The sequence below is a fragment of the Streptomyces sp. L-9-10 genome, assembly GCF_004151105.1.
Taxonomy (GTDB): domain Bacteria; phylum Actinomycetota; class Actinomycetes; order Streptomycetales; family Streptomycetaceae; genus Streptomyces.
Genome location: NZ_PHRF01000120.1, coordinates 55,225 through 74,560, shown reverse-complemented (window position 1 = coordinate 74,560; position 19,336 = coordinate 55,225). Strand labels below are relative to the sequence as shown.

The following is a 19,336-nucleotide window of genomic DNA, read 5'->3' as shown; positions in this document are numbered from 1 at the left end:
TGCGGGCGTCCGGGCCACGGACGCCCGGGGTAGGGACATCCGGGCTACGGGCATCCGCGGTGCGGGCATGTGTGGCACGGGCATGTGTGGCACGGGCGCCCGGACACGCGTCAGGTCATGCGAGCGTGATCGAGTCCCCGGTGACCTTGATCGGTGTCGCCGGCAGCGGCTGTGTCGCGGGTCCGGCCTTCACACTGCCGTCCGCCGCGCTGAACTGGCTGCCGTGACAGGGGCAGTGGATGATCCCGTCGGAGATGTCCTTCACGGCGCAGCCCGCGTGGGTGCACTTCGAGGAGAACGCCTTGAACTCGCCCGCCGTGGGCTGGGTGACCACCACGCCCTGGTCGGCGAAGACCATCCCGCCGCCCTCCGGGATCTCGCTGGTCTTCGCGAGGGCGTCGGCCGGGCCCGCGCCGCTGCCCGCGCTGTCGTCGGGTGTGGTGGACTTCCCGGCAGCGGACCCCGACTCCGTCCCCGCCCCCGACTCCGCCGGAGCGTCCGAGCCGCACGCGACCAGCGCCGCCGCCAGCCCCGTCGCGCCCGCCGCCGCGACCACGGTCCGGCGTGTGACGATCCGTGCGGTCCCCTGCGTTCCCGTCATACCGAGCTCCGATCCCTGATGGGCTCCGCGTCGGCCGGTCGGCCGCTCAGCGATAGGTACGGCTATACCCGCCGCGATGTTCAGATACCGAGAGACTCCCTGAGAAAGCCGAGTTCGTGGCGCAGAAGTGTGTCCGCCTGCCCCACCCGGGTGACGAGATGGCCCGCCCCCGGCAGCGGCAGTACGGTGTGCGGCCGGCCCGCGGCGAGCAGCGCGGCGGAGAGCCGCAGCGTATGGGCGGGGAACACATTGTCGTCGGCGAGCCCGTGGACGAGCATCAGCGGCCGGGTCAGCCTGTCCGCGTAGGGGATCAGCGAACAGCGGTCGTAGTTCTCCGGCTGGATGTCCGGATGGCCGAGATAGCGCTCCTCCCAGTACGTGTCGTACGGCACCGCGGCCACGAAGGACGAGGAAGGCAACTCGCGGCTGCCGGTGCTGAAGCTGTTCGCGCGGCTCGCCGCGTGGAACTCCCTGCCCAACGGCAAGAGCGCGCACTTCTACAACTACTGGGCGGGCAAGCGCTGCAGGGAGTCCTGGCAGCGTCGGCTGAACGAGGACCTCGCCCAGGTGCTGCGGCTGGTGGCCGACCGTTTCCCTGGTCCCGCGGATCGCCGCGGAGATTCCGCTGGCCGACGCCGCCTCGGCGCTCGCGCTCGCCGAGTCCCGCACAGTCCTCGGCAAGGTCGTCATCGTCCCCGGAACGTGACGCCTGACCCCGTCTGCACCCTCGCCGCAGTCCTCGAACACCGCCGCTTCCCCGCCCGAGGACCAGGTCCTCGTCACACCACCACCCAAGGAGCACCCGATGCCGGATTCGCTGCACACACGACACCCGCTCTTGCACGTCATCACCGTCGCCGCGGCTGGGCCACCTGGATACCGGAGATGACGCCGGCCTCAAGGACTGGGTGCACCGGCTCAGGGACGCGGCCGAAACGAAGTCCGGGTGCACCGGACACAGAGGTTGGTGACAGCCGTGGACGCCACCCTCAAGACTGTCATCGACGGCGAGCGCGTGGAACTGCCCGGCCGCTCCTACCAGGGGACGGGGCCGTCGTCTTCGAGGAAGGCGCCGGTGGGGCCGTCGGGGCCGACGGCGGCCATGCGGACGATGAACTCGGCGCACTCTTCGGCGCTCCGCTCGCCGCGCGGGTTGAAGTCGGTGGCGATGCTTCCCGGGTGGACCGCGTTGATCCGCATCTGGGGGAAGGCGTTGGCGTACTGGACGGTGATCATGTTGACGGCGGTCTTGGACGAGCAGTAGGCCACCATCGGGAAGGTCGCTTCGAGGCTGGTGGGGTCGCCGCAGCGGGTGAGGGATCCGCCGCTGCTGCTGACGTTCACGATGACGGGGTGGCCGCTGGTGCCCAGGAGGGGCAGGAAGGCGTGGGTGACGCGGACGAGGCCGAACACGTTGGTGGCGTAGACGGTCTCCATGGCGGCGGCGGTGATCTCGGCGGGTGGATCCCAGGTGCCTGCGATACCTGCGTTGTTGATGAGGACGTCGAGTGTTCCGGCTTCCTCGCGGACCAGTTTCGCGGCGGCCCGCACCGATTCCTCGTCGGTGACGTCGAGTTGTATCGCGCGGGCGCCGGTCTGCCGGGCGGCTTCCTGGCCGCGTTCCAGGTCGCGTGCGCCGAGGTAGACGGTGTGCCCGGCCGCGGTCAGCCTGCGGGCGGTCTCCAGGCCGAGCCCGCGGGTGGCTCCGGTGATGAGTGTGGTGGTCATGGGTTTGTGGAGGCGCCGGGCCCCGCGCGTTTCGGGGGCCTCGCGCCTCGGCCTCCTTCCAGAGGTGTGGCGCATGGTCGTGCCATGCGCGTTCTTACGGTGTGCCCAGGGCCCTGAGCCGTTGGCCGCTGTCCTCGTCGGAGGCGGGCATGACCACGAGGAACTGGTCGCGCTCCTGGGCGATGGTGAGGACCTGCCAGTCCAGCCGGATCTCGCCGGCCGTCGGATGCAGGATCCGCTTGCTGCCGAAGCTCCTGCCGGAGACCCGGTGGGTGGCCCACCAGTGCTGGAACTCCGAGTCCGCGGTGCTGAGCTGCTCCACCAGTTCGCCGAGACGGGGATCGCTCGGGTGGCGACCGGCGTCCATGCGCAGATAGGCCACGCATTCCCCGGCCGACAGATGCCAGTCCGGAAGCCGCTCGCGCATGCCCGGGTCGAGGAACGTCAGCCAGAGAAAGTTGCGCCGCGCTTCGGGGACGGCGCCGAAATCACACAGCAGCTCGGCCGCGAGAGGGTTCCAGGCCAGGATGTCCGTGAACCGTCCCAGTACCACGGCGGGCGTGGTGCCCAGATCGGCGAGCACGGCCCGTACCGGCCCCGGCACCAGCTGCGGCCGGGTGCGCCGGTGGCGCGCGGCAGGGGCCAGGTCGGCCAGCCGGCGCAGGTAGTCGCGCTGGTCGTCGTCGAGCAGCAGAGCGTGGGCGAGCGCGTCCAGGACGCTCCCGGACGGTGCGGGAAGCCGGCCCTGTTCCAGGCGGGTGTAGTAGTCCACGCTGATCCCGGCCCGGCCCGCCACCTCCTCCCGGCGCAGCCCGGCGACCTTCCGCGAGTGTTCACGCACGGCCAGCCCGGCCTGCCGGGGGGAGACCTCACCGCGGCGAGCACGCAGGAACGCGGCAAGCTCGCGGCTTTTATTCTCCTTCGCACCCTTCATGTCCTCCACGGTGCCAGGTCCGCCGCATGGACGGGAGAGTCACGATCTTCCTGGGAAGAAAATGACCCCCCTGGCCGACCCGGGCAGGTGCACGGGCCCAGCGGCGGAAGGCGCGGTTCCGCGGGGTGCCGTCTCGGCGCGGTACGGCACTTCCGTCGGCCGCCGTCGTTGAACCGGGCGACCGCCCCGAGGAGGCACGACGTGAACGGCACCTGGCCCCTGGAGATCCTCTCCGACCTCGGCCGGCGGCACACCAGACCCGCGACCGCCGTCGCGGCGCACCACTTCCCGATGGGCCCGACATGTACGACGTGATCGTGGTGGGCGCGCGCTGTGCCGGAGCAGCCGTCGCCCTGCTGCTGGCCCGTACCGGCCGCAGGGTCCTGTTGCTGGACCGCGCCCGCTTCCCCAGCGACACCCTGTCCACTCTCTACATCCACCAGCCCGGACTGGCCCGCCTGGAACGGTGGGGCCTCCTGGGCGAGGTACTCGCCACAGGCGCGCCGCTGCTGACCCGCCTGTCCCTCAGCTTTCCCGGTGCCCGCTTCACAGGCCCCGCCCCCGCCCTCGGGACGATCACCGGGGGCTGCGCTCCCCGCCGTTACGCCCTGGACCACCTCTTGGTGCAGGCAGCCATCCGCGCGGGCGCCGAGTTCCGTCCCCGCACCACGGTCGTGGATCTGCAGTGGGAGGACGGGAAGGTGACCGGCGTGCGCCACGGCACCCCGCGAGGCTCCACCACCCTGGCCCGCGCCCACCTGGTCATCGGCGCCGACGGCCGGAACTCCACCGTGGCCCGCCTGGCCCACGCACCCTTCGTGCGGCAGGATCCCCGCAGCACCCGTGTCTACTACTCCTACTGGAGCGGCATCCCCGACCCCGGTGTGCAGATCTACACCGGACACGGCATGGGGGCCGGCTGCATTCCCACCCAGGACGGGCTGACCCTCGTATCCGTGCAGGTCTCCCGTACCATCCCCGCCCACGACGACCGGCAGCACACCTACCGGGAGATGGCCAGGCAGTCGTCGACGGAGCTGGACCGGCAACTCGCCGAAGGAAAACAGGAAGACCGCCTGTACTGCTGTTCGGACCTCCCCAACTTCTTCCGCCGGCCGCACGGCCCCGGATGGGCGCTGGTCGGTGACGCCGCGCACAACAAGGACCCCACACCCGGGCGGGGGATCACCGACGCCTTCATCCAGGCCGAAATGCTCGCCGAGCGCCTGGACTTCCCCCTCGACGACACCCAGCAGGCGGATGCCGCCCTGTCGAAATACGCCCAACAACTGCGTGAGGAGTTCACCCCGGCCTACGAAAGCACCCTGACCACAGCGCGCCTGGATCCCAACGGGTACATCCAGCACCTGATCGACAACCAACACGACCCTGCCTTCGCCGAACACCTCTTCCGTTCCTTCTCCGGCCTCGACTGAAGAACCTCGCAGGTCCGTTGTGGAGAGGAAACGGTGCGGGCGAGACTCCCCGGACCCTCCCCGGAGGTGATCGTGGCGATGTGCCGGAATGGGGACCCTGTGCGATATTCCGTGGATCATAAGGCACCCCAGCCGTATAACCTGGGGAAATGCTCACCGAAGTCACAGCGACTCGCTATGTCACGCCCTTGCGTGAGGGCGGCTCGCTTCCGGGGATTGTCGAGGCCGACGATCTCGGTACGTACGTCATGAAATTCACCGGCGCGGGACAGGGCCGCAAGACCCTGGTCGCGGAGGTGATCTGCGGACAGCTGGCCCGCAGGCTGGGGCTGAGGATCCCCGAACTGGTGAGTATGCGGCTCGACCCCGTCATCGGACTCTCCGAGCCGGACCAGGAAGTGCAGGAGTTGCTGAAGGCGAGCGGTGGACTGAACCTCGGCATGGACTATCTGCCGGGATCGATCGGCTTCGATCCGCTGGCCTACCAGGTGGGGCCGGTGGAGGCCGGGCGGATCGTCTGGTTCGACGCGGTCATCAACAACGTCGACCGCTCCTGGCGCAACCCCAACATGCTCGTCTGGCATGGTGACGTGTGGCTCATCGACCATGGCGCGACCATGATCTGGCACCACAACTGGCCCGGCGCGCCGGCTTCCGCGGCGAAGCCGTACAACGCCTCCGACCATGTGCTCGCCTCCTTCGGCCCCGACATCGCGTCGGCCGCCGCCGAGCTGGCGCCGCTGGTCACCGAGGAGTTGCTGACGGAGGTCGCCGCCGACGTACCGGACGAGTGGCTGGTCGACGAGCCCGGCTTCGACTCCACCGACGCGTTGCGCCGCGCGTATGTGGAGCCTCTGCTCGCGCGGGCCGGCACGATCCACGAGCGCCTCATTCTCGACGCGCCCACCACGAACGGCCCGTCACGGGCGCCCGGTTGGCTGGCCGCCCGGCTGACGCCCGGAGAGCGGACCACACGGCGGACGGCAGACGAGAAGAGCGCCAAGGACGGCGGCCAGTGAGCATGAAGGACGTCTATGAGTACGCGCTGCTGCGGGTCGTGCCGCGCGTCGAGCGCGGTGAGTGTTTCAACGCGGGCGTACTGGTCTACTGCCGCGCCCGGTCCTACGTTTCGGCCAGGACCCATCTGGACGAGGCCAAGCTGATGATCCTCGACCCGGACGCGGATGTCGTGGGGGTACGGGCGGCGCTGCACGCGGTCGAGAGCGTATGCCGCGGCGGCGACGCGGCCGGGCAGGCGGCGGACGATGACGCGGGCAGGCGGTTCCGGTGGCTGATCGCGCCGCGCTCGACCGTCGTACAGCCCGGTCCGGTACACACCGGACTGACGGACGACCCGGGGGCGGAGGCCGAGCGGCTGCTCGATCTGCTGGTGCGCTGAACGAACCGCTCGCGAGGTCGGCGTGACGCGGGCGAGGTGACGCGGGCGACGTGACCCGCCGGTGGTGTGTGGTGCCGGTGTGATGTCGGCTCCGGATCCCGCCATCGGCGCGGTCGGCCGTTGACACCACGTGCCGTGGCTTCTAGCGTCTCTCTGCTGGACCTACTAAGCGGTTGCTCAGGGGTCTTGGTGATCGGGAGCCGCAGGAGCCTAGGGCGAGGAGAACAGGGATGTCCACCACCGAGCAGCGCGTAGCCATCGTGACCGGGGCGGCGCGTGGTATTGGCGCCGCCACCGCGGTACGGCTGGCGGCGGAGGGCCGCGCCGTCGCCGTACTCGACCTCGACGAGGCGGCGTGCAAGGACACCGTCGAGAAGATCACCTCGGCCGGCGGCACGGCACTCGCCGTCGGCTGCGACGTCTCCGACGGCGCGCAGGTGGAGGCCGCCGTCGCACGGGTCGCGGCCGAGCTGGGGGCGCCGACGATCCTGGTCAACAACGCGGGTGTGCTGCGGGACAATCTGCTCTTCAAGATGACCGAGTCCGACTGGGACACCGTGGTGAACGTGCACCTCAAGGGCGCGTTCCTGATGGCCAAGGCGTGTCAGAAGCACATGGTGGACGCCGGGTTCGGCCGTATCGTCAGCCTCTCCTCCAGCTCCGCGCTGGGCAACCGCGGCCAGGCCAACTACGCGGCGGTCAAGGCCGGTCTCCAGGGCTTCACCAAGACCCTCGCGAAGGAACTCGGCAAGTTCGGCATCACGGCGAACGCGGTGGCGCCCGGCTTCGTCGTCACCGAGATGACCGCCCAGACCGCCGCCCGTATCGGCATGGGCTTCGAGGAGTTCCAGGCCGCGGCGGCGAGCCAGATCCCGGTGCAGCGTGTCGGCAGGCCGGAGGACATCGCGAACGCCATCGCCTTCTTCGCGGGCGAGGAGGCCGGATTCGTCTCCGGCCAGGTCATGTACGTCGCCGGCGGACCGCTCAACTGAGGCCGGGGGCAACGGACATGACGGAGCGGACGCGGCGGCCGGAGTCTGAGCGGCAGGTGCCGGACAGCGGGAAGGTCGCCCTGATCACGGGCGCGAGCCGGGGCATCGGATACGGAGTGGCCGAGGCGTTCGTCGCCCGCGGCGACCGGGTGTGCATCACCGGCCGGGGCGAGGACGCGCTCAAGGAGGCCGTGGAGAGGCTCGGTTCCGACCGGGTGATCGGAGTGGCGGGCAAGGCGCACGACGAGCAGCACCAGGCGGCGGCCGTCGCGCGTGTCATGGAGGCGTTCGGCCGGGTCGACTTCCTGGTCAACAACGCGGGGACGAACCCCGTCTTCGGCCCGATGGCCGAGATGGACCTGAACGTGGCCCGCAAGGTGTACGAGACGAACGTCATCTCGGCGCTCGGCTTCGCCCAGCAGACCTGGCGGGCCTGGCAGAAGGAGAACGGCGGCGCGATCGTGAACATCGCGTCGGTCGCCGGGATCTCGGCGTCCCCCTTCATCGGCGCGTACGGCATGAGCAAGGCGGCCATGGTCAATCTGACCCTTCAGCTGGCACACGAGTTCGCGCCGGCGGTACGGGTCAACGCCATCGCGCCCGCCGTGGTCAAGACCAAGTTCGCGCAGGCGCTCTACGAGGGCAGGGAGGCGGAGGCCGCGGCCGCCTACCCGATGGGACGGCTCGGGGTGCCGGAGGACATCGGCGGCGCCGCCGCGTTCCTCACCTCCGACCAGTCCGACTGGATCACCGGACAGACACTGGTCGTCGACGGGGGCATCTTCCTCAACGCCGGAGTGGGGTGACGATTCCCGGCGTCAATTTCCCCAAAAGCCCCACCGGATCGGCGTATTGATCCGGTGGGCGCTGCGGTATGGTCTGCCGATCCATGGCTGAAAAGGAGCGTGCACGTGTTCGACCGGACAATTCGGCGGGCCGCCGCGGCCGTGGCGGCCATGTCCCTGCTCGCGGGATGCGGCCTGTTCTCGGACGATGACGCGGAGGCCGAACAAAGGATAACCGTCGGCACGACGAGTGAGCCGAGCACGCTCGACCCGGCGGCGTCCTGGGACAACTCCTGGGAGATGTTCCGCAATGTCTTCCAGACCTTGGTGAGCTTTCCGACCGGCAGTTCGTATCCGCAGCCCGACGCGGCGCGGAAATGCCAGTTCACCGACGCCGCCAACCAGGTCTTCCGGTGCGTGCTGCGCGACGGCCTGACGTTTTCCGACGGCGATCCGCTCGACGCGGCGGCCGTCAAGCACTCCTTCGACCGGATCCGGAAGATCAACGTGCCGGGCGGCCCCGCCGGTCTGCTGGAATCCCTCCGGACGGTCGAGACGAGCGGGGACGACACCGTCGTCTTCCGGCTGCGGAAGCCGGACGCGACCTTCCCGTTCATCCTCGCCACGCCCGCGATGTCCCTCGTCCCGCCGGCCTCGTATCCGCGGGACAGGCTGCGACAGGACGGCGGGATCACCGGCTCGGGGCCGTACGTACTCGACTCGTACACCAGCGGGGACAGGGCGGAGCTGACCCGGAACAAGGACTACCGCGGATTCGCGGAACACCGGAACGACGCTGTCACGATCCAGTATTTCAAGAACTCCGACACGGTCTTCCGCGCTCTGCGGAAGAAGAAGATCGACGCCATCTACCGGGGGCTCACCTCGGAGCAGGTCGTCGCACTCGAACACAAGGGGCCGGAGACCAAGGATCTTCAACTGGTCGAGACCGTCGGTGCCGATATCCGCTATCTCGTGTTCAACCCCGCGGATCCGGCGGCGGGCAAGCTCGCGGTACGTCAGGCGGTGGCCCAGATCGTGGACCGCGACGCGCTGGTGGCCAAGGTCTACCGGGGCACGGCCGAGCCGCTCTACTCGATGGTCCCCAAGGGCATCTTCGCGCACACCACCGGCTTCTTCGACCGGTACGGCGAACCCGATGTGAACGAGGCGAGGGCGATCCTCAACGGTGCGGGCATCACCGGGCCCGTGCCCCTCACCTTCTGGTACACCACCGACCGCTACGGGTCGGGGACGGCCGCGGAGTTCACCGAGCTCAAGCGCCAGCTCGAAGCGTCGGGGCTGTTCAGGATCACCCTCCGGAGCAAGCCGTGGAAGCAGTTCCAGGCCGGCTACCAGAAGGGGGAGTACCCCGTCTTCGGCCGCGGCTGGTTCCCCGACTTCCCGGACCCGGACAACTTCATCGCGCCTTTCGTCGGCACGAACAACGCGCTGAGCACGCCGTACGAGAGCCCGGAGATCACCCAGAAGCTGCTGCCCCGGTCCCGGCGGGTGAGCGACCGCGCGGCGGTGAACGCGGAGTTCGAGCGCGCCCAGGAGATCTTCGTCGATGACGTACGGCTCCTCCCGCTGTGGCAGGGCAGGTTGTACGTGGCGTCGACCGAGGACATCGGCGGCGGTGAGCGGGCCCTCGATCCGCAGACGGTCATGCAGATGTGGGAGCTGAACCGGAAGGCCAGCTGGTAGGGGGCGTTCAGGGCGGTCAAGGCGGTCAGTGCGTTGAGGACGTTCAGAGTGTTCAGGACGTTCGGAGTGGTGTCACCGGCTGCCGACTCCCGGCAGCCGGAGGCCGTTGTCAGTGGTCCCCGGTAGGTTCAGTGCTGCACAAGTGATCGCTTACCGGAGGTTGTTGACGTGACCGACACCGACATGCTGCCCGAGTCCTGGCGCGGCGTCCTCGGCGATGAGCTGCAGAAGCCCTACTTCAAGGAGCTCACCGATTTCGTCGAGGAGGAGCGGTCGAAGGGGCCGGTCTACCCGCCCCGCGATGAGGTCTTCGCGGCGCTCGACGCCACTCCGTACGACAAGGTGAAGGTCCTGATCCTGGGCCAGGACCCTTACCACGGGGAGGGGCAGGGACACGGCCTGTGCTTCTCGGTGCGGCCCGGTGTCAGGACCCCTCCCTCCCTGCGGAACATCTACAAGGAGATGAAGGAGGAGCTGGGCCACCCGGTGCCGGACAACGGCTATCTGATGCCGTGGGCCGAGCAGGGTGTGCTGCTGCTCAACGCGGTGCTGACGGTCCGCGCGGGTGAGGCCAACTCCCACAAGGGCAAGGGCTGGGAAAAGGTGACGGACGCGGTGATCCGCGCCGTGGCCGAGCGGCCCGACCCGGCGGTCTTCGTCCTGTGGGGCGCCTACGCGCAGAAGAAGCTGCCGCTGATCGACACGGAGCGCCATGTGGTGGTGAAGGGCGCGCACCCCTCGCCGCTCTCCGCGAAGAAGTTCTTCGGGTCGCGGCCGTTCACGCAGATCAATGAGGCCGTCGCCGCGCAGGGGCACGACCCGATCGACTGGCGGATCCCCGACCTCGACGACCGCGCCTGATCCACGGGACGGCCGACAGGCTCGGGCTGTCCGCCCGAGCCTGAAAGGCCAATGTCCGTCATGCCGGATAGCGTCATGTTCGTCGGATGTACTGGACGGCATGTGGGCGGCCCATGGACGGCATGCGGAGGCGGCGGTAGTGAGGGAGCGGCAGGAGGCGTCGGAGGACGCCGTCATGACCAGGATCGGGCAGGCGGTCATGCTTCTCCACGGCGGCGACCGCGAGGAGGCACGCAACCGGTTCGGTGAGCTCTGGACGGAGCTGGGGGAGGCGGGCGACGCGTTCCACCGCTGCGCCCTCGCGCACTACATGGCGGATACGCAGGACGACCCGGGCGATGAACTGGCCTGGGACCTGAGGGCGCTGACAGCCGCTGCCGGGCTGGGGGAGGAGCCGGCGACCGGTGACCGGGCGGGTGGCCGGGCGGATGGCGACCGGGGGGACGACGGCGCGGACGACGGTGGGACCGGCGGTGACCGGGGGGACGACGGCGGGACCGGCGGTGACCGGTTGGCTGAGGCCCGGGAGGGGGTGCCCGGGGCCTCATCGGTCGTACGGGCCTTCTATCCGTCGCTCCACCTCAATCTCGCCGCCGACTATCTGAAGCTCCAGCGGCCGGAGGCGGCGCGGCTCCATCTGGACCGGGCGCGTGACGCGGCGGACGCCTTGGGGCACGAGGGGGACGTGAACGGGGTCCGGGCAGGGATCGACCGGCTGGAGCGGCTGTTGCGCGGACGGTGACAGCGGGTGCGGCGCGGGGTAGGCGTCGGGCGTCGGGGTTGCGTCCTCGGGGTTGCGTATGGGGGCCGTTCAATCGCCGTACGTGTCACGGCAGATGCGAGCTTGGGGGCTGTCCTCCGGCCACTTGCCGTACCTCTCGCCGAGGGCGCAGACATCGGCGATGGACGGTGCGGACGACGGCGCCGAATGACGCCGTTCCTCGGGGTGGTCCTGGGCCCGCCGCTCCGGCCGGGACGCGGCCGGGGGCCGCTCGGGGCCCTTCGTCCGGTCCTGGCCCGCCGGCCGGTCACGGCCCGCCGATCCGTCCTGGGCCGGCGGGCGGGCCCCGGCGGAGGAGCGTGGAGCCGCCCCCGGGGCCGGCGGGGGGACGGCCGCCTCCAGCGCTTCCTTGGCCGGGGCCTCGATGATCAGCGGCTCAGGCGCTCCCGGGCCCTGGATGCCGCTGCTCGTCTCCGGGCGCGGCGAGGGACCGGGCGAGGGATGCGGCTCCACGGCCACGCATCCGGAGACGGCGGTGACCGCCACCCCCATCAGGATCATCGCCGCGCTTCTCGTTCGGTTGGTTCGGTGCACCCGGGCAACTCTGCTGGTTGGGGGCGCTGTTGGGGAGCGGAAGAGCGCGGATTGGCCCGGACGGGTGACGCCGGGCCCGCTCGCCGCTCGCTCGGCCGGGTCAGCCGGCCGAGCGGCCCGTCAGCCGACGGCGCGGCCGAGCGGCTGAGCGATCGGTCAGTCGCCCGTCGCGCCGTCGATCCGCTCGCGGAGAAGATCGGCGTGGCCGTTGTGCCGGGCGTACTCCTCGATCATGTGGGTGTAGATCCAGCGGAGGGTGAACGGGTCGCCGGTGTCCCGGCTGGGCGGTCCGGCGCCGAGAGCGTCGAGGGAGTGCGGCGCGGCCAGTTCGCGGGCGTGGGCGATCTCGGCGCGCCAGGTGGTGTGCGCCTCCTCCCAGGTGTCGGTCTCCCCGGCGTGGAAGTCGCCGTCCGGGTCGGCGTCGGTGAAGTAGATCGGCGCGGCTCGCTCGTCGGCCAGCCGGTTGCGGAACCAGCCGCGCTCCACCTCGGCCATGTGCCGTACCAGACCGAGCAGGGTCAGATCGGAGGGCGGAACGGACGCCTCCTTGAGCTGTTTCCCGTCCAGTCCTGAGCACTTCTGGGCGAGGGTCTCGCGGTGGTAGTCGAGCCAGCCCTCCAGCATCTCGCGTTCGCCGGCGAGGGGAGAGGGCTCGGTGCGTTCGGGCGTGGCCTCGGTGAGTGTCATGACCGACATCCTCATGGACGACCCGCCGATGTGGCGAGGGCTTATTCCTCCGGGGCGGACCGGGACCCGTCAGGGGCGGGCCGGTCCTCGTCCGGAGTTCCGGGCATTCCGCGCAGCAGCTCGCCGAATCCGAGGCGCAGCGCCTCCAGGGAGGGCACGGAATCGTGGTACGAGCCCGCCGCGCAGGAGAACATCAGCCCCTCGCACCAGGCCACCAGCGACAGCGCGTGCCGCTCGGGCTCGGCGGAGCCCGCCGCCGTCATCATCGCGACCATCGGCTCGCGGAAGCGCTGCCCCATCGCGTCGTAGAAGGCCCGCAGCTCCGGTCGGCGAGTGGCTTCGAGGGCCAGTTCGTAACGGGAGACGAGCAGTTCGGGGTGGCCGGTCAGATAGCGGTGCCGCGCGATGACGGCCGTCGGCAATCCGGTCGCCGTCGCCGTACGGGACGCGCTGATCGTCGCCGTCTCCCGCTTCGGGCCCGGACTCATCCTGCGCGGCTTCGCCGGGATCGCCGACTGGCGGCCTCCTGAGCACACGTATGCTTCCGGGACACCGCGTCAGTAACGCGGACGGACACGCGAACCCGCATGTCAACGACTGCCGACGGCTCTCAACGGCTCTCAACGGCTGTCGGCGGCGTGTGACGGGCCTCGGCGTGTGACGTGTGACGTGTGAGGACAGGCTGGGGAGGCCCTTGTGAAGGTCGGCTGCATCGGGCTCGGCGACATCGCGCGGAAGGCGTATCTGCCGGTGCTCACCACACTGCCCGGGGTCGAGCTGCATCTGCAGACCCGTACCCCCGCCACCCTGACGCGTACCGCCGAGGTCCACCACATCCCGGCGGAGCGGTGCCACACCGATCTCGACTCGCTGCTCGCCCAGGGCCTCGACGCCGCGTTCGTGCACGCCCCGACCGCAGTGCACGCCGAGATCGTCACCCGGCTCCTGGAGGCGGGCGTACCGACCTATGTCGACAAACCGATCGCGTACGACCTCGCCGACTCCGAGCGGATCGTGCGCCTCGCGGAGGAGCGGGGCGTGAGCCTCTCGGTCGGCTTCAACCGCCGCTTCGCGCCCGGGTACGCGCAGTGTCTGGAGCATCCACGCGAGTTGATCCTCCTCCAGAAGAACCGGGTGGGGCTCCCCGAGGAGCCGCGCACCTTCGTCCTCGACGACTTCATCCATGTCGTGGACACGCTGCGCTTCCTGCTTCCGGGACCGGTCGAACACACCGACGTACGGGCGCGGGTCAGGAACGGACTGCTGCACCATGTCGTGCTCCAGCTCTCCGGCGACGGCTTCACCGCGATCGGCGTGATGAACCGGCTGAGCGGCTCCACCGAGGAGATCCTCGAAGTGTCGGGACAGGACACCAAGCGTGCCGTCCACGATCTCGCGACGATCATCGACCACAAGGGGCAGCCGAGCGTCCGGCGGCGCGGCGACTGGGTTCCGGTGGCCCGCCAGCGCGGTGTCGAACAGTGCGTCCTGGCGTTCCTCGACGCCGTACGCGCCGGGAAGACGCTCAGCGCGAGGGACGCACTGCTGACTCACGAGCTGTGCGAGCGGGTGGTACGAGAGGCGCTGGACCAGTCCGCCGCCTGAGCGACCGCGCGCCCTCGACCGCGAAGAACGCCGCCAGGACGACCAGCGCGCCATGGACCGCCCAGTCGCCGAAGCGCGTGTAGAGGGTCGTGCCCCGGGCCAGCGGGACGTCGAAGACGGCGGCGGCCGAACGGTCCGTACCGATCGCCCCGGAGACCCGTTCACCCCCGGGGCCGAACACCGCGCTGACGCCCGTGAGCGTGGCGTGCACCATCGCCCTGCCGGTCTCGGCCGCCCGCAGTGCCGCCAGCGAGGCATGCTGCTCCGGCGCCCAACTGCCCTGGAACGACGAGGTCGAGGACTGCGCCACCAGCACCTGCGCGCCGTCCCTCACCAGCCGCCTGCTCATATCGGGAAACGCCGACTCGAAGCAGATCAGCGGACCGAAACGCAGTCCGCCCCTGCCCTCGCCCGGCAGCACCATCACTGTCGGGCGGGTGCCGCGGATACGGTCCTCACCGGCCGCCTTGCCCACCGAGGTCACCCAGCCGAGCGCGGCACGGGCCGGGATGTACTCGCCGAAGGGCACCAGCCGCATCTTGTCGTACACATCGCCCGTCGGACCGTCCGGCCCCACCAGCACACCGCGCTTGAATATCCCCGCCCGGCCCGCCGGATCCGTACTGCGCGCGTCGACATTGACCAGGATCTCGGCGCCGACCGTGCGGGACAGTACGGCGATCCGTGCCGCCAGATCGGGCCGTGCCGCCAGATCCGCGCCGACGCTGCTCTCTCCCCACACCACCAGATCGAGATCCTGTCCGGCCAGGGTGCGGGTCAGCTCCTCGCCGCGCGCGAAACGGCGTTCCACGGAGTCCGCGCCGGCGACCACGCCCGGCTGGACCACCGCGACCGCCGCCAGGCCCGACCGCCCCGGCTCCGGGGCCCACCACACCGCCGCCGCCACGGTGACGGCACACAGCACGATGCCGAGGGCCGCCGCGGCGCGTGCCCGGGGCACCGAGACCAGCAGGGTCAGCGCGGTGTTCACCGCGACCACCAGCAGACTCACCAGCCACACCCCGCCCACCGAGGCGAGCCGCAGCGCGGGGGAGACCTCCCACTGGCTGGCGCCGAGCAGCCCCCACGGCCCGCCAAGTCCCTCCCAGGACCTGGCCAGTTCGACCATCAGCCAGCCCGACGGGAGCACGGTGAGCGCGACGGCGGCGCGGCCCGCGGACGGCGCCCCGCCGAGCACGGCGCGCACCAGCCACCCCCACGGCGCCCACAGCAGCCCCAGCAGCGCCGCCAGCACCACGATGAACACATGCAGGCTCGGTATCAGCCAGTGGTGCACGGCGATGACGAATCCGAGACCGCCCAGCCAGCCGTCCAACGCCGCGCGGCGGCCCGTGGGCGCGGACCGTATGAGCAGCATCCAGGGCACCAGCGCGGCATACGCCAGCCACCAGAGAGAGGGGGAGGGAAAAGCGAGGGCCGGGAGCGCGCCGGCGGCCACGGCGGACGCGCCGCGCCACCACGGCGATGCCGTTCGCATACAGCGCCTCCTCGACGATCACCCCGAACTCCCGTCCGCGTAGCAGACCCTTCCCCCGATCGGGGGAACCGAAGCGGAGACGGAGCAAGCGCGTCCGGCGCGGCTCCCGCAGGTCAGCCGAGGCCGGCCGGTACGGAGGAGCGCCGCCACTTCTCCTGGACGACCACGGTGCGCAGCTGCCAGCCGTCCTCACCGCGCAGCAGTCCGAACGTGAAGCCGCCGCCGCTCATCAGGTCCTCGCCCGACTCGTGCCGCAGGGGGCTGAGATAGTCGGCCCGCAGCTCGGCGCGGTCGCCCGGATAGCCCCCGAGGTCCTGGATGCGCAGCCACCGGTTGACGATCAGATGCTGACGGACGGTGAAGGGCCGCAGCGTGCCCGCCAGCCAGTCGGCGACCTCGGCGGCCGTCCCCTCGATACCGCCCGCCGCCGTGTAGTCGGCGCGGCCGTCCGGGGTGAACAGGGCACGGAACCCGGGCCAGTCGGCGTCGTCCATGGCCACGGCGTAGCCGGTGATCACGTCTTCGATCGCCAGACGGTCCATCACGGTCGCGAGATCCACACGCTGTGTCATCGGTTCAGTCTCCGGCAGAGGGAGCCCCAGGCCAAGGGCCATGAGTGGTCAGATCGACTTCCGGACACCTACGTGGCCCATTCGGCGCCGTCCAGGAGGACGGGCCCCTGGATCCGGCCGGACAACGGGTCCACTGACAACGTCTGCTCATACGGCCCGCCGACAAGGCTCGCTGACACGGCCCGCCGAGTGGGCCGACGGACCATGGTGCGCCCCGGTGCCACATGGCATGCTACGGACATGGGCGGCTCGGAGAGATCTCCCGACGTGGTTGTCATCGGGGCGGGCATGGTCGGTGCCGCCTGCGCCTACTACTGTTCCGCGGCGGGCCTTCGCGTCACCGTGATCGAGCGGGGCGCGATCGCCGCGGGTACCACCGCCGCGTGCGAGGGCAACATCCTGCTCTCCGACAAGGAGCCGGGACCCGAACTCGATCTGGCGCTGCTCTCCTCCCGGCTCTGGAGCGAGGTCGCCCAGGACGTGGGCGCCGGGCGACTGGAGTACCAGAGAAAAGGCGGCGTCGTGGTCGCCGCCTCGCGGGCCACCGCCGACGGCCTCAGGCAGCTCACCGCCCGTCAGCGCGCGGCCGGAATCGACGCGGTCGACGTGTCCTCCGGCGACGTCGCCGGCCTGGAGCCGCACCTCACGCCCGACGTGGTCTCCGGCGCGTACTACCCACAGGACTGCCAGGTCCAGCCGATGCTGGCGGCGGCCCGGCTGCTCCAGCGCGCCCGTGGTCGCGGAGCCACCGTACTGACGGGGACGGAGGCCGTCGGATTCGTACGCGACGGCCGTGGCACCCTCACCGGTGTCCGTACGGACTCGCCCACGACACCCGTGATCCACACCGGCCGGATCGTCAACGCCACCGGTACCTGGAGCGGACAGACCGCCGGACTCGCGGGCGCGCCGGTTCCGGTGCTGCCGCGCAGGGGCTTCATCCTGGTCACGGAGCCCCTGCCCCGGGTCATCCGGCACAAGGTGTACACCGCCGAGTACGTCGCCAACGTGGCCAGCGGCGACGCCGGGCTGGAGAGCTCGGTCGTGGTCGAGGGCACCCGGGCCGGGACCGTACTGATCGGGGCCAGCCGCGAGCGCGTCGGCTTCGACCGCTCGATGTCGCTGCCGGTCCTGCGCACGCTCGCCGCGCAGGCCATCGCCGTCTTCCCCTTCCTCGCCGACGTCCGGCTCCTGCGAAGCTACGTGGGATTCCGCCCCTACTGCCCGGACCATCTGCCGGTCATCGGCGCCGACCCGCGTGCCCCCGGGCTCCTGCACGCCGGAGGGCACGAGGGCGCCGGGATCGGGCTGTCCGCCGCGACCGGACATCTGATCGCGCAGGTCATCGCCGGTACCGAACCCGACCTGGATCTCACGCCGTTCCGCCCGGACCGGTTCGGGGAGGAGGTGGCGGCGGCGTGAGCGCGGAGGACGAGGCCCCCCGATTCCCCTTCCGCTTCCGGTTCGACGACCTGACGATCGACGCCTCGGCCGGCCAGACCATCGGCGCCGCGCTCATCGCCGCCGGGCACCGCTCCTGGCGCCGTACCCGCGTCGGCGGCGCTCCGCGCGGTGTGTTCTGTGGCATCGGCGTGTGCTTCGACTGCCTGGTCACCGTCAACGGTCAGCCGAATCAACGGGCTTGCCTGATCGAGGCCGCGCCGGGTGACCAGGTCCGTACCCAGGAGGGGGCGGGCCATGACGACCTCGCGTGCTGAGCCCGCCGCCGCACGGCGCGACCGGTACGATCTCGCCGTTCTCGGTGCCGGTCCGGCCGGTCTCGCCGCCGCCGTCACGGCCGCCACCGCCGGGGCCCGCGTCGCCCTGATCGACGCGGGCCCGCGTCCAGGCGGCCAGTACTGGCGCCACCGCCAGGGCGACAGCGGCGCCTCGCAGCACGGCCGGCCGGAGTTCCGGCGGCTCCTGCACGGGCTCAGCGAGCACGCCGACCGGATCGCCTACCTGCCGGGACACTCCGTCTGGCACGTCGAACGGACCGCCGACGAGTTCCCCGGCGGGTTCCGCACCCACACCGTCGCCACACAGACCGTCGTCACACAGAAGGTGGCCACACAGACCGTAGCCACGCACCCCGTCGCCGCCCGCACCCCGCGCGGCGGCGCCGGGCGGGTCGTCGACAGCCGTACGGTCCTGGTCGCCACCGGTGCCTACGACCGCCAACTTCCCTTCCCCGGCTGGACGTTGCCCGGCGTCTTCACCGCGGGCGGCGCGCAGGCGCTGCTGAAGGGACAGGGCGTACGCGCCGGCCGGCGGATCGCGGTCGCCGGCACCGGTCCGTTCCTCCTCACCGTCGCCGCCGGTCTCGCCGAGGCGGGCGCGGACATCGTCGGGGTCTTCGAGGCCGGGCGGCCGACCGCCTTCGTACGGCATCCGCTCGCCGTGGCCCGTAACCCCGGCAGACTCGCCGAGGGCGCGGGACTCCTCCGTACGCTGCTGTGCCACCGCGTGCCCTACCGGACCCGTACGACCGTGGTCGCCGCCCACGGCGAAGACGAGGTCTCCGCGGTCACGGTGGCCGCGCTCGACGCGCGGTGGCGGATCGTGCCGGGCAGCGAGCGCCGCGTCGACTGCGACACGCTCGCCGTCGGTTACGGCTTCACGCCCCAGATCGAGATCCCGCTCCAGCTCGGCTGCGACACGCGCCGCGACATCGACGGAAGCCTGGTCGCCACGGCGGACGGCCGGCAGCTCAGCACGGTTCCGGGGGTCTATCTCGCCGGGGAGGTCTGCGGGGTCGGCGGCGCGGAGCTGTCCGTGACCGAGGGCCGGCTCGCCGGGCTCCACGCCGCGTACGCGACGGCCGGCGCCACCCCTGACCCTGCGGCGGTGCTCCGTCTCTCGCACCGGCGCGCGACGCTGCGCTCCTTCGCCACCGCCCTGCACAAGGCGTATCCGGTGCGGCCGGGATGGACGGGGTGGATCGACGACGACACCGTGGTGTGCCGGTGCGAGGACGTCACGGCGGGGGCGATCACCGAGGCCGTCGAGGAGTTGGGCGCCACCGATTCCCGTGCGGTGAAGCTCTTCGCACGCCCCGGTATGGGGCTGTGCCAGGGGCGGGTCTGCGGCTACGCCACCAGCTGTCTGGTCGCCGCGCGCACCGGACGCGCACCGGCCGAGGACGATCTGCGCTCCACGGCGAGCAGGCCCATCGCCCAGCCGCTTCCGCTCGGCGCCCTCGCCGCGGGTGCGGAA

General features: G+C 71.0%; 18 protein-coding genes and 4 pseudogenes. 13 read left to right on the top strand and 9 right to left on the bottom strand.

Translation table 11 applies throughout. The features are described 5' to 3' along the window. Nucleotides 1–115: 115 nt before the first annotated feature. The 4 genes and pseudogenes from CU044_RS28405 to CU044_RS28385 all read right to left on the bottom strand — a co-directional run bounded on the left by CU044_RS28405 (nucleotide 116) and on the right by CU044_RS28385 (nucleotide 3,263). Nucleotides 116–601, bottom strand: coding sequence for a Rieske (2Fe-2S) protein (locus CU044_RS28405; protein WP_129771620.1), 486 nt, complete (start codon nucleotides 599–601; stop codon nucleotides 116–118). Between the two features lie 80 nt (nucleotides 602–681). Further along, nucleotides 682–987, bottom strand: a pseudogene (locus tag CU044_RS28400) (prolyl oligopeptidase family serine peptidase); the annotation flags it as partial. Nucleotides 988–1,636: 649 nt separating this feature from the next. Further along, nucleotides 1,637–2,329 (bottom strand): SDR family oxidoreductase, encoded by a 693-nt coding sequence (locus tag CU044_RS28390; RefSeq protein ID WP_129771618.1) that lies wholly within the window; start codon nucleotides 2,327–2,329, stop codon nucleotides 1,637–1,639. 94 nt (nucleotides 2,330–2,423) lie between these two features. Continuing rightward, nucleotides 2,424–3,263, bottom strand: coding sequence for a helix-turn-helix transcriptional regulator (locus CU044_RS28385; protein ID WP_129771617.1), 840 nt, complete (start codon nucleotides 3,261–3,263; stop codon nucleotides 2,424–2,426). Between the two features lie 302 nt (nucleotides 3,264–3,565). Here CU044_RS28385 and CU044_RS28380 point away from each other — a divergent pair, with 302 nt between their 5' ends. From CU044_RS28380 to CU044_RS28345, 8 genes are all read left to right on the top strand, one after another. After that, nucleotides 3,566–4,699 (top strand): NAD(P)/FAD-dependent oxidoreductase, encoded by a 1,134-nt coding sequence (locus CU044_RS28380; protein ID WP_129771616.1) that lies wholly within the window; start codon nucleotides 3,566–3,568, stop codon nucleotides 4,697–4,699. A 149-nt stretch (nucleotides 4,700–4,848) separates the two neighbouring features. Continuing rightward, nucleotides 4,849–5,718, top strand: coding sequence for a HipA family kinase (locus tag CU044_RS28375; RefSeq protein ID WP_129771615.1), 870 nt, complete (start codon nucleotides 4,849–4,851; stop codon nucleotides 5,716–5,718). Next, nucleotides 5,715–6,098, top strand: coding sequence for a DUF3037 domain-containing protein (locus CU044_RS28370; RefSeq protein WP_193564096.1), 384 nt, complete (start codon nucleotides 5,715–5,717; stop codon nucleotides 6,096–6,098). Before CU044_RS28375 ends, CU044_RS28370 begins: the two co-directional genes overlap by 4 nt. Before the next feature lie 230 nt (nucleotides 6,099–6,328). Beyond that, nucleotides 6,329–7,090, top strand: coding sequence for a 3-oxoacyl-ACP reductase FabG (fabG, locus tag CU044_RS28365; RefSeq protein WP_129771614.1), 762 nt, complete (start codon nucleotides 6,329–6,331; stop codon nucleotides 7,088–7,090). 17 nt (nucleotides 7,091–7,107) lie between these two features. Further along, nucleotides 7,108–7,896: an SDR family oxidoreductase gene (locus CU044_RS28360; RefSeq protein WP_129771613.1), complete on the top strand. Its 789-nt coding sequence runs from the start codon at nucleotides 7,108–7,110 to the stop codon at nucleotides 7,894–7,896. A 105-nt stretch (nucleotides 7,897–8,001) separates the two neighbouring features. Further along, on the top strand, nucleotides 8,002–9,582 hold the full coding sequence (locus CU044_RS28355) for an ABC transporter substrate-binding protein (protein WP_129771612.1): 1,581 nt from the start codon (nucleotides 8,002–8,004) through the stop codon (nucleotides 9,580–9,582). A 168-nt stretch (nucleotides 9,583–9,750) separates the two neighbouring features. Beyond that, nucleotides 9,751–10,443, top strand: a complete 693-nt coding sequence (locus tag CU044_RS28350; RefSeq protein ID WP_129771611.1) for a uracil-DNA glycosylase — start codon at nucleotides 9,751–9,753, stop codon at nucleotides 10,441–10,443. 175 nt (nucleotides 10,444–10,618) lie between these two features. Further along, nucleotides 10,619–11,185 (top strand): hypothetical protein, encoded by a 567-nt coding sequence (locus CU044_RS28345; RefSeq protein ID WP_240045894.1) that lies wholly within the window; start codon nucleotides 10,619–10,621, stop codon nucleotides 11,183–11,185. A gap of 69 nt (nucleotides 11,186–11,254) precedes the next feature. On the opposite strand, the gene CU044_RS28340 is transcribed toward CU044_RS28345, so the two are convergent. The 3 genes and pseudogenes from CU044_RS28340 to CU044_RS28330 form a co-directional block, all read right to left on the bottom strand. Beyond that, complete coding sequence (locus CU044_RS28340; RefSeq protein ID WP_240045893.1) at nucleotides 11,255–11,725, bottom strand: hypothetical protein; 471 nt, start codon at nucleotides 11,723–11,725, stop codon at nucleotides 11,255–11,257. A 189-nt stretch (nucleotides 11,726–11,914) separates the two neighbouring features. Further along, nucleotides 11,915–12,454, bottom strand: a complete 540-nt coding sequence (locus tag CU044_RS28335; RefSeq protein ID WP_129771608.1) for a DinB family protein — start codon at nucleotides 12,452–12,454, stop codon at nucleotides 11,915–11,917. Between the two features lie 32 nt (nucleotides 12,455–12,486). After that, a pseudogene (locus CU044_RS28330) lies at nucleotides 12,487–12,843 on the bottom strand (TetR/AcrR family transcriptional regulator); the annotation flags it as partial. Nucleotides 12,844–12,874: 31 nt separating this feature from the next. On the opposite strand from CU044_RS28330, the pseudogene CU044_RS39795 reads away from it, so the two are divergent. Both CU044_RS39795 and CU044_RS28320 read left to right on the top strand, forming a co-directional pair. Next, a pseudogene (locus tag CU044_RS39795) lies at nucleotides 12,875–13,009 on the top strand (monooxygenase); the annotation flags it as partial. A 132-nt stretch (nucleotides 13,010–13,141) separates the two neighbouring features. Continuing rightward, on the top strand, nucleotides 13,142–14,050 hold the full coding sequence (locus tag CU044_RS28320) for a Gfo/Idh/MocA family oxidoreductase (protein WP_129771607.1): 909 nt from the start codon (nucleotides 13,142–13,144) through the stop codon (nucleotides 14,048–14,050). On the opposite strand, the gene lnt is transcribed toward CU044_RS28320, so the two are convergent. Continuing rightward, entirely contained in the window at nucleotides 13,971–15,548 is a 1,578-nt protein-coding gene (lnt, locus tag CU044_RS28315) for an apolipoprotein N-acyltransferase (protein ID WP_129771606.1), read from the bottom strand. The two genes, CU044_RS28320 and lnt, sit on opposite strands and share 80 nt — an antisense overlap. 113 nt (nucleotides 15,549–15,661) lie before the next feature. Further along, on the bottom strand, nucleotides 15,662–16,120 hold the full coding sequence (locus CU044_RS28310) for a nuclear transport factor 2 family protein (protein ID WP_193564095.1): 459 nt from the start codon (nucleotides 16,118–16,120) through the stop codon (nucleotides 15,662–15,664). 240 nt (nucleotides 16,121–16,360) lie between these two features. On the opposite strand from CU044_RS28310, the gene CU044_RS28305 reads away from it, so the two are divergent. The 3 genes and pseudogenes from CU044_RS28305 to CU044_RS40095 form a co-directional block, all read left to right on the top strand. Next, a complete protein-coding gene (locus CU044_RS28305) occupies nucleotides 16,361–17,542 on the top strand; it encodes an FAD-dependent oxidoreductase (RefSeq protein ID WP_129771605.1) in 1,182 nt (393 codons plus the stop codon). Then, nucleotides 17,539–17,838, top strand: a complete 300-nt coding sequence (locus tag CU044_RS28300) for a (2Fe-2S)-binding protein (protein ID WP_129771604.1) — start codon at nucleotides 17,539–17,541, stop codon at nucleotides 17,836–17,838. Before CU044_RS28305 ends, CU044_RS28300 begins: the two co-directional genes overlap by 4 nt. After that, nucleotides 17,819–19,318, top strand: a pseudogene (locus CU044_RS40095) (FAD/NAD(P)-binding oxidoreductase); the annotation flags it as partial. The gene CU044_RS28300 and the pseudogene CU044_RS40095, both read left to right, overlap by 20 nt. Between the last annotated feature and the right edge of the window lie 18 nt (nucleotides 19,319–19,336).

Excerpts from the sequence above, each read along its gene's own strand:
- CU044_RS28405 (WP_129771620.1), bottom strand. The coding sequence starts at position 601 with ATGACGGGAACGCAGGGGACCGCACGGATCGTCACACGCCGGACCGTG.
- CU044_RS28390 (WP_129771618.1), bottom strand. The coding sequence starts at position 2,329 with ATGACCACCACACTCATCACCGGAGCCACCCGCGGGCTCGGCCTGGAG.
- CU044_RS28385 (WP_129771617.1), bottom strand. The coding sequence starts at position 3,263 with ATGAAGGGTGCGAAGGAGAATAAAAGCCGCGAGCTTGCCGCGTTCCTG.
- CU044_RS28380 (WP_129771616.1), top strand. The coding sequence starts at position 3,566 with ATGTACGACGTGATCGTGGTGGGCGCGCGCTGTGCCGGAGCAGCCGTC.
- CU044_RS28375 (WP_129771615.1), top strand. The coding sequence starts at position 4,849 with ATGCTCACCGAAGTCACAGCGACTCGCTATGTCACGCCCTTGCGTGAG.
- fabG (WP_129771614.1), top strand. The coding sequence starts at position 6,329 with ATGTCCACCACCGAGCAGCGCGTAGCCATCGTGACCGGGGCGGCGCGT.
- CU044_RS28360 (WP_129771613.1), top strand. The coding sequence starts at position 7,108 with ATGACGGAGCGGACGCGGCGGCCGGAGTCTGAGCGGCAGGTGCCGGAC.
- CU044_RS28345 (WP_240045894.1), top strand. The coding sequence starts at position 10,619 with ATGACCAGGATCGGGCAGGCGGTCATGCTTCTCCACGGCGGCGACCGC.
- CU044_RS28340 (WP_240045893.1), bottom strand. The coding sequence starts at position 11,725 with ATGATCCTGATGGGGGTGGCGGTCACCGCCGTCTCCGGATGCGTGGCC.
- CU044_RS28335 (WP_129771608.1), bottom strand. The coding sequence starts at position 12,454 with ATGTCGGTCATGACACTCACCGAGGCCACGCCCGAACGCACCGAGCCC.
- lnt (WP_129771606.1), bottom strand. The coding sequence starts at position 15,548 with ATGCGAACGGCATCGCCGTGGTGGCGCGGCGCGTCCGCCGTGGCCGCC.
- CU044_RS28310 (WP_193564095.1), bottom strand. The coding sequence starts at position 16,120 with ATGACACAGCGTGTGGATCTCGCGACCGTGATGGACCGTCTGGCGATC.
- CU044_RS28305 (WP_129771605.1), top strand. The coding sequence starts at position 16,361 with ATGGGCGGCTCGGAGAGATCTCCCGACGTGGTTGTCATCGGGGCGGGC.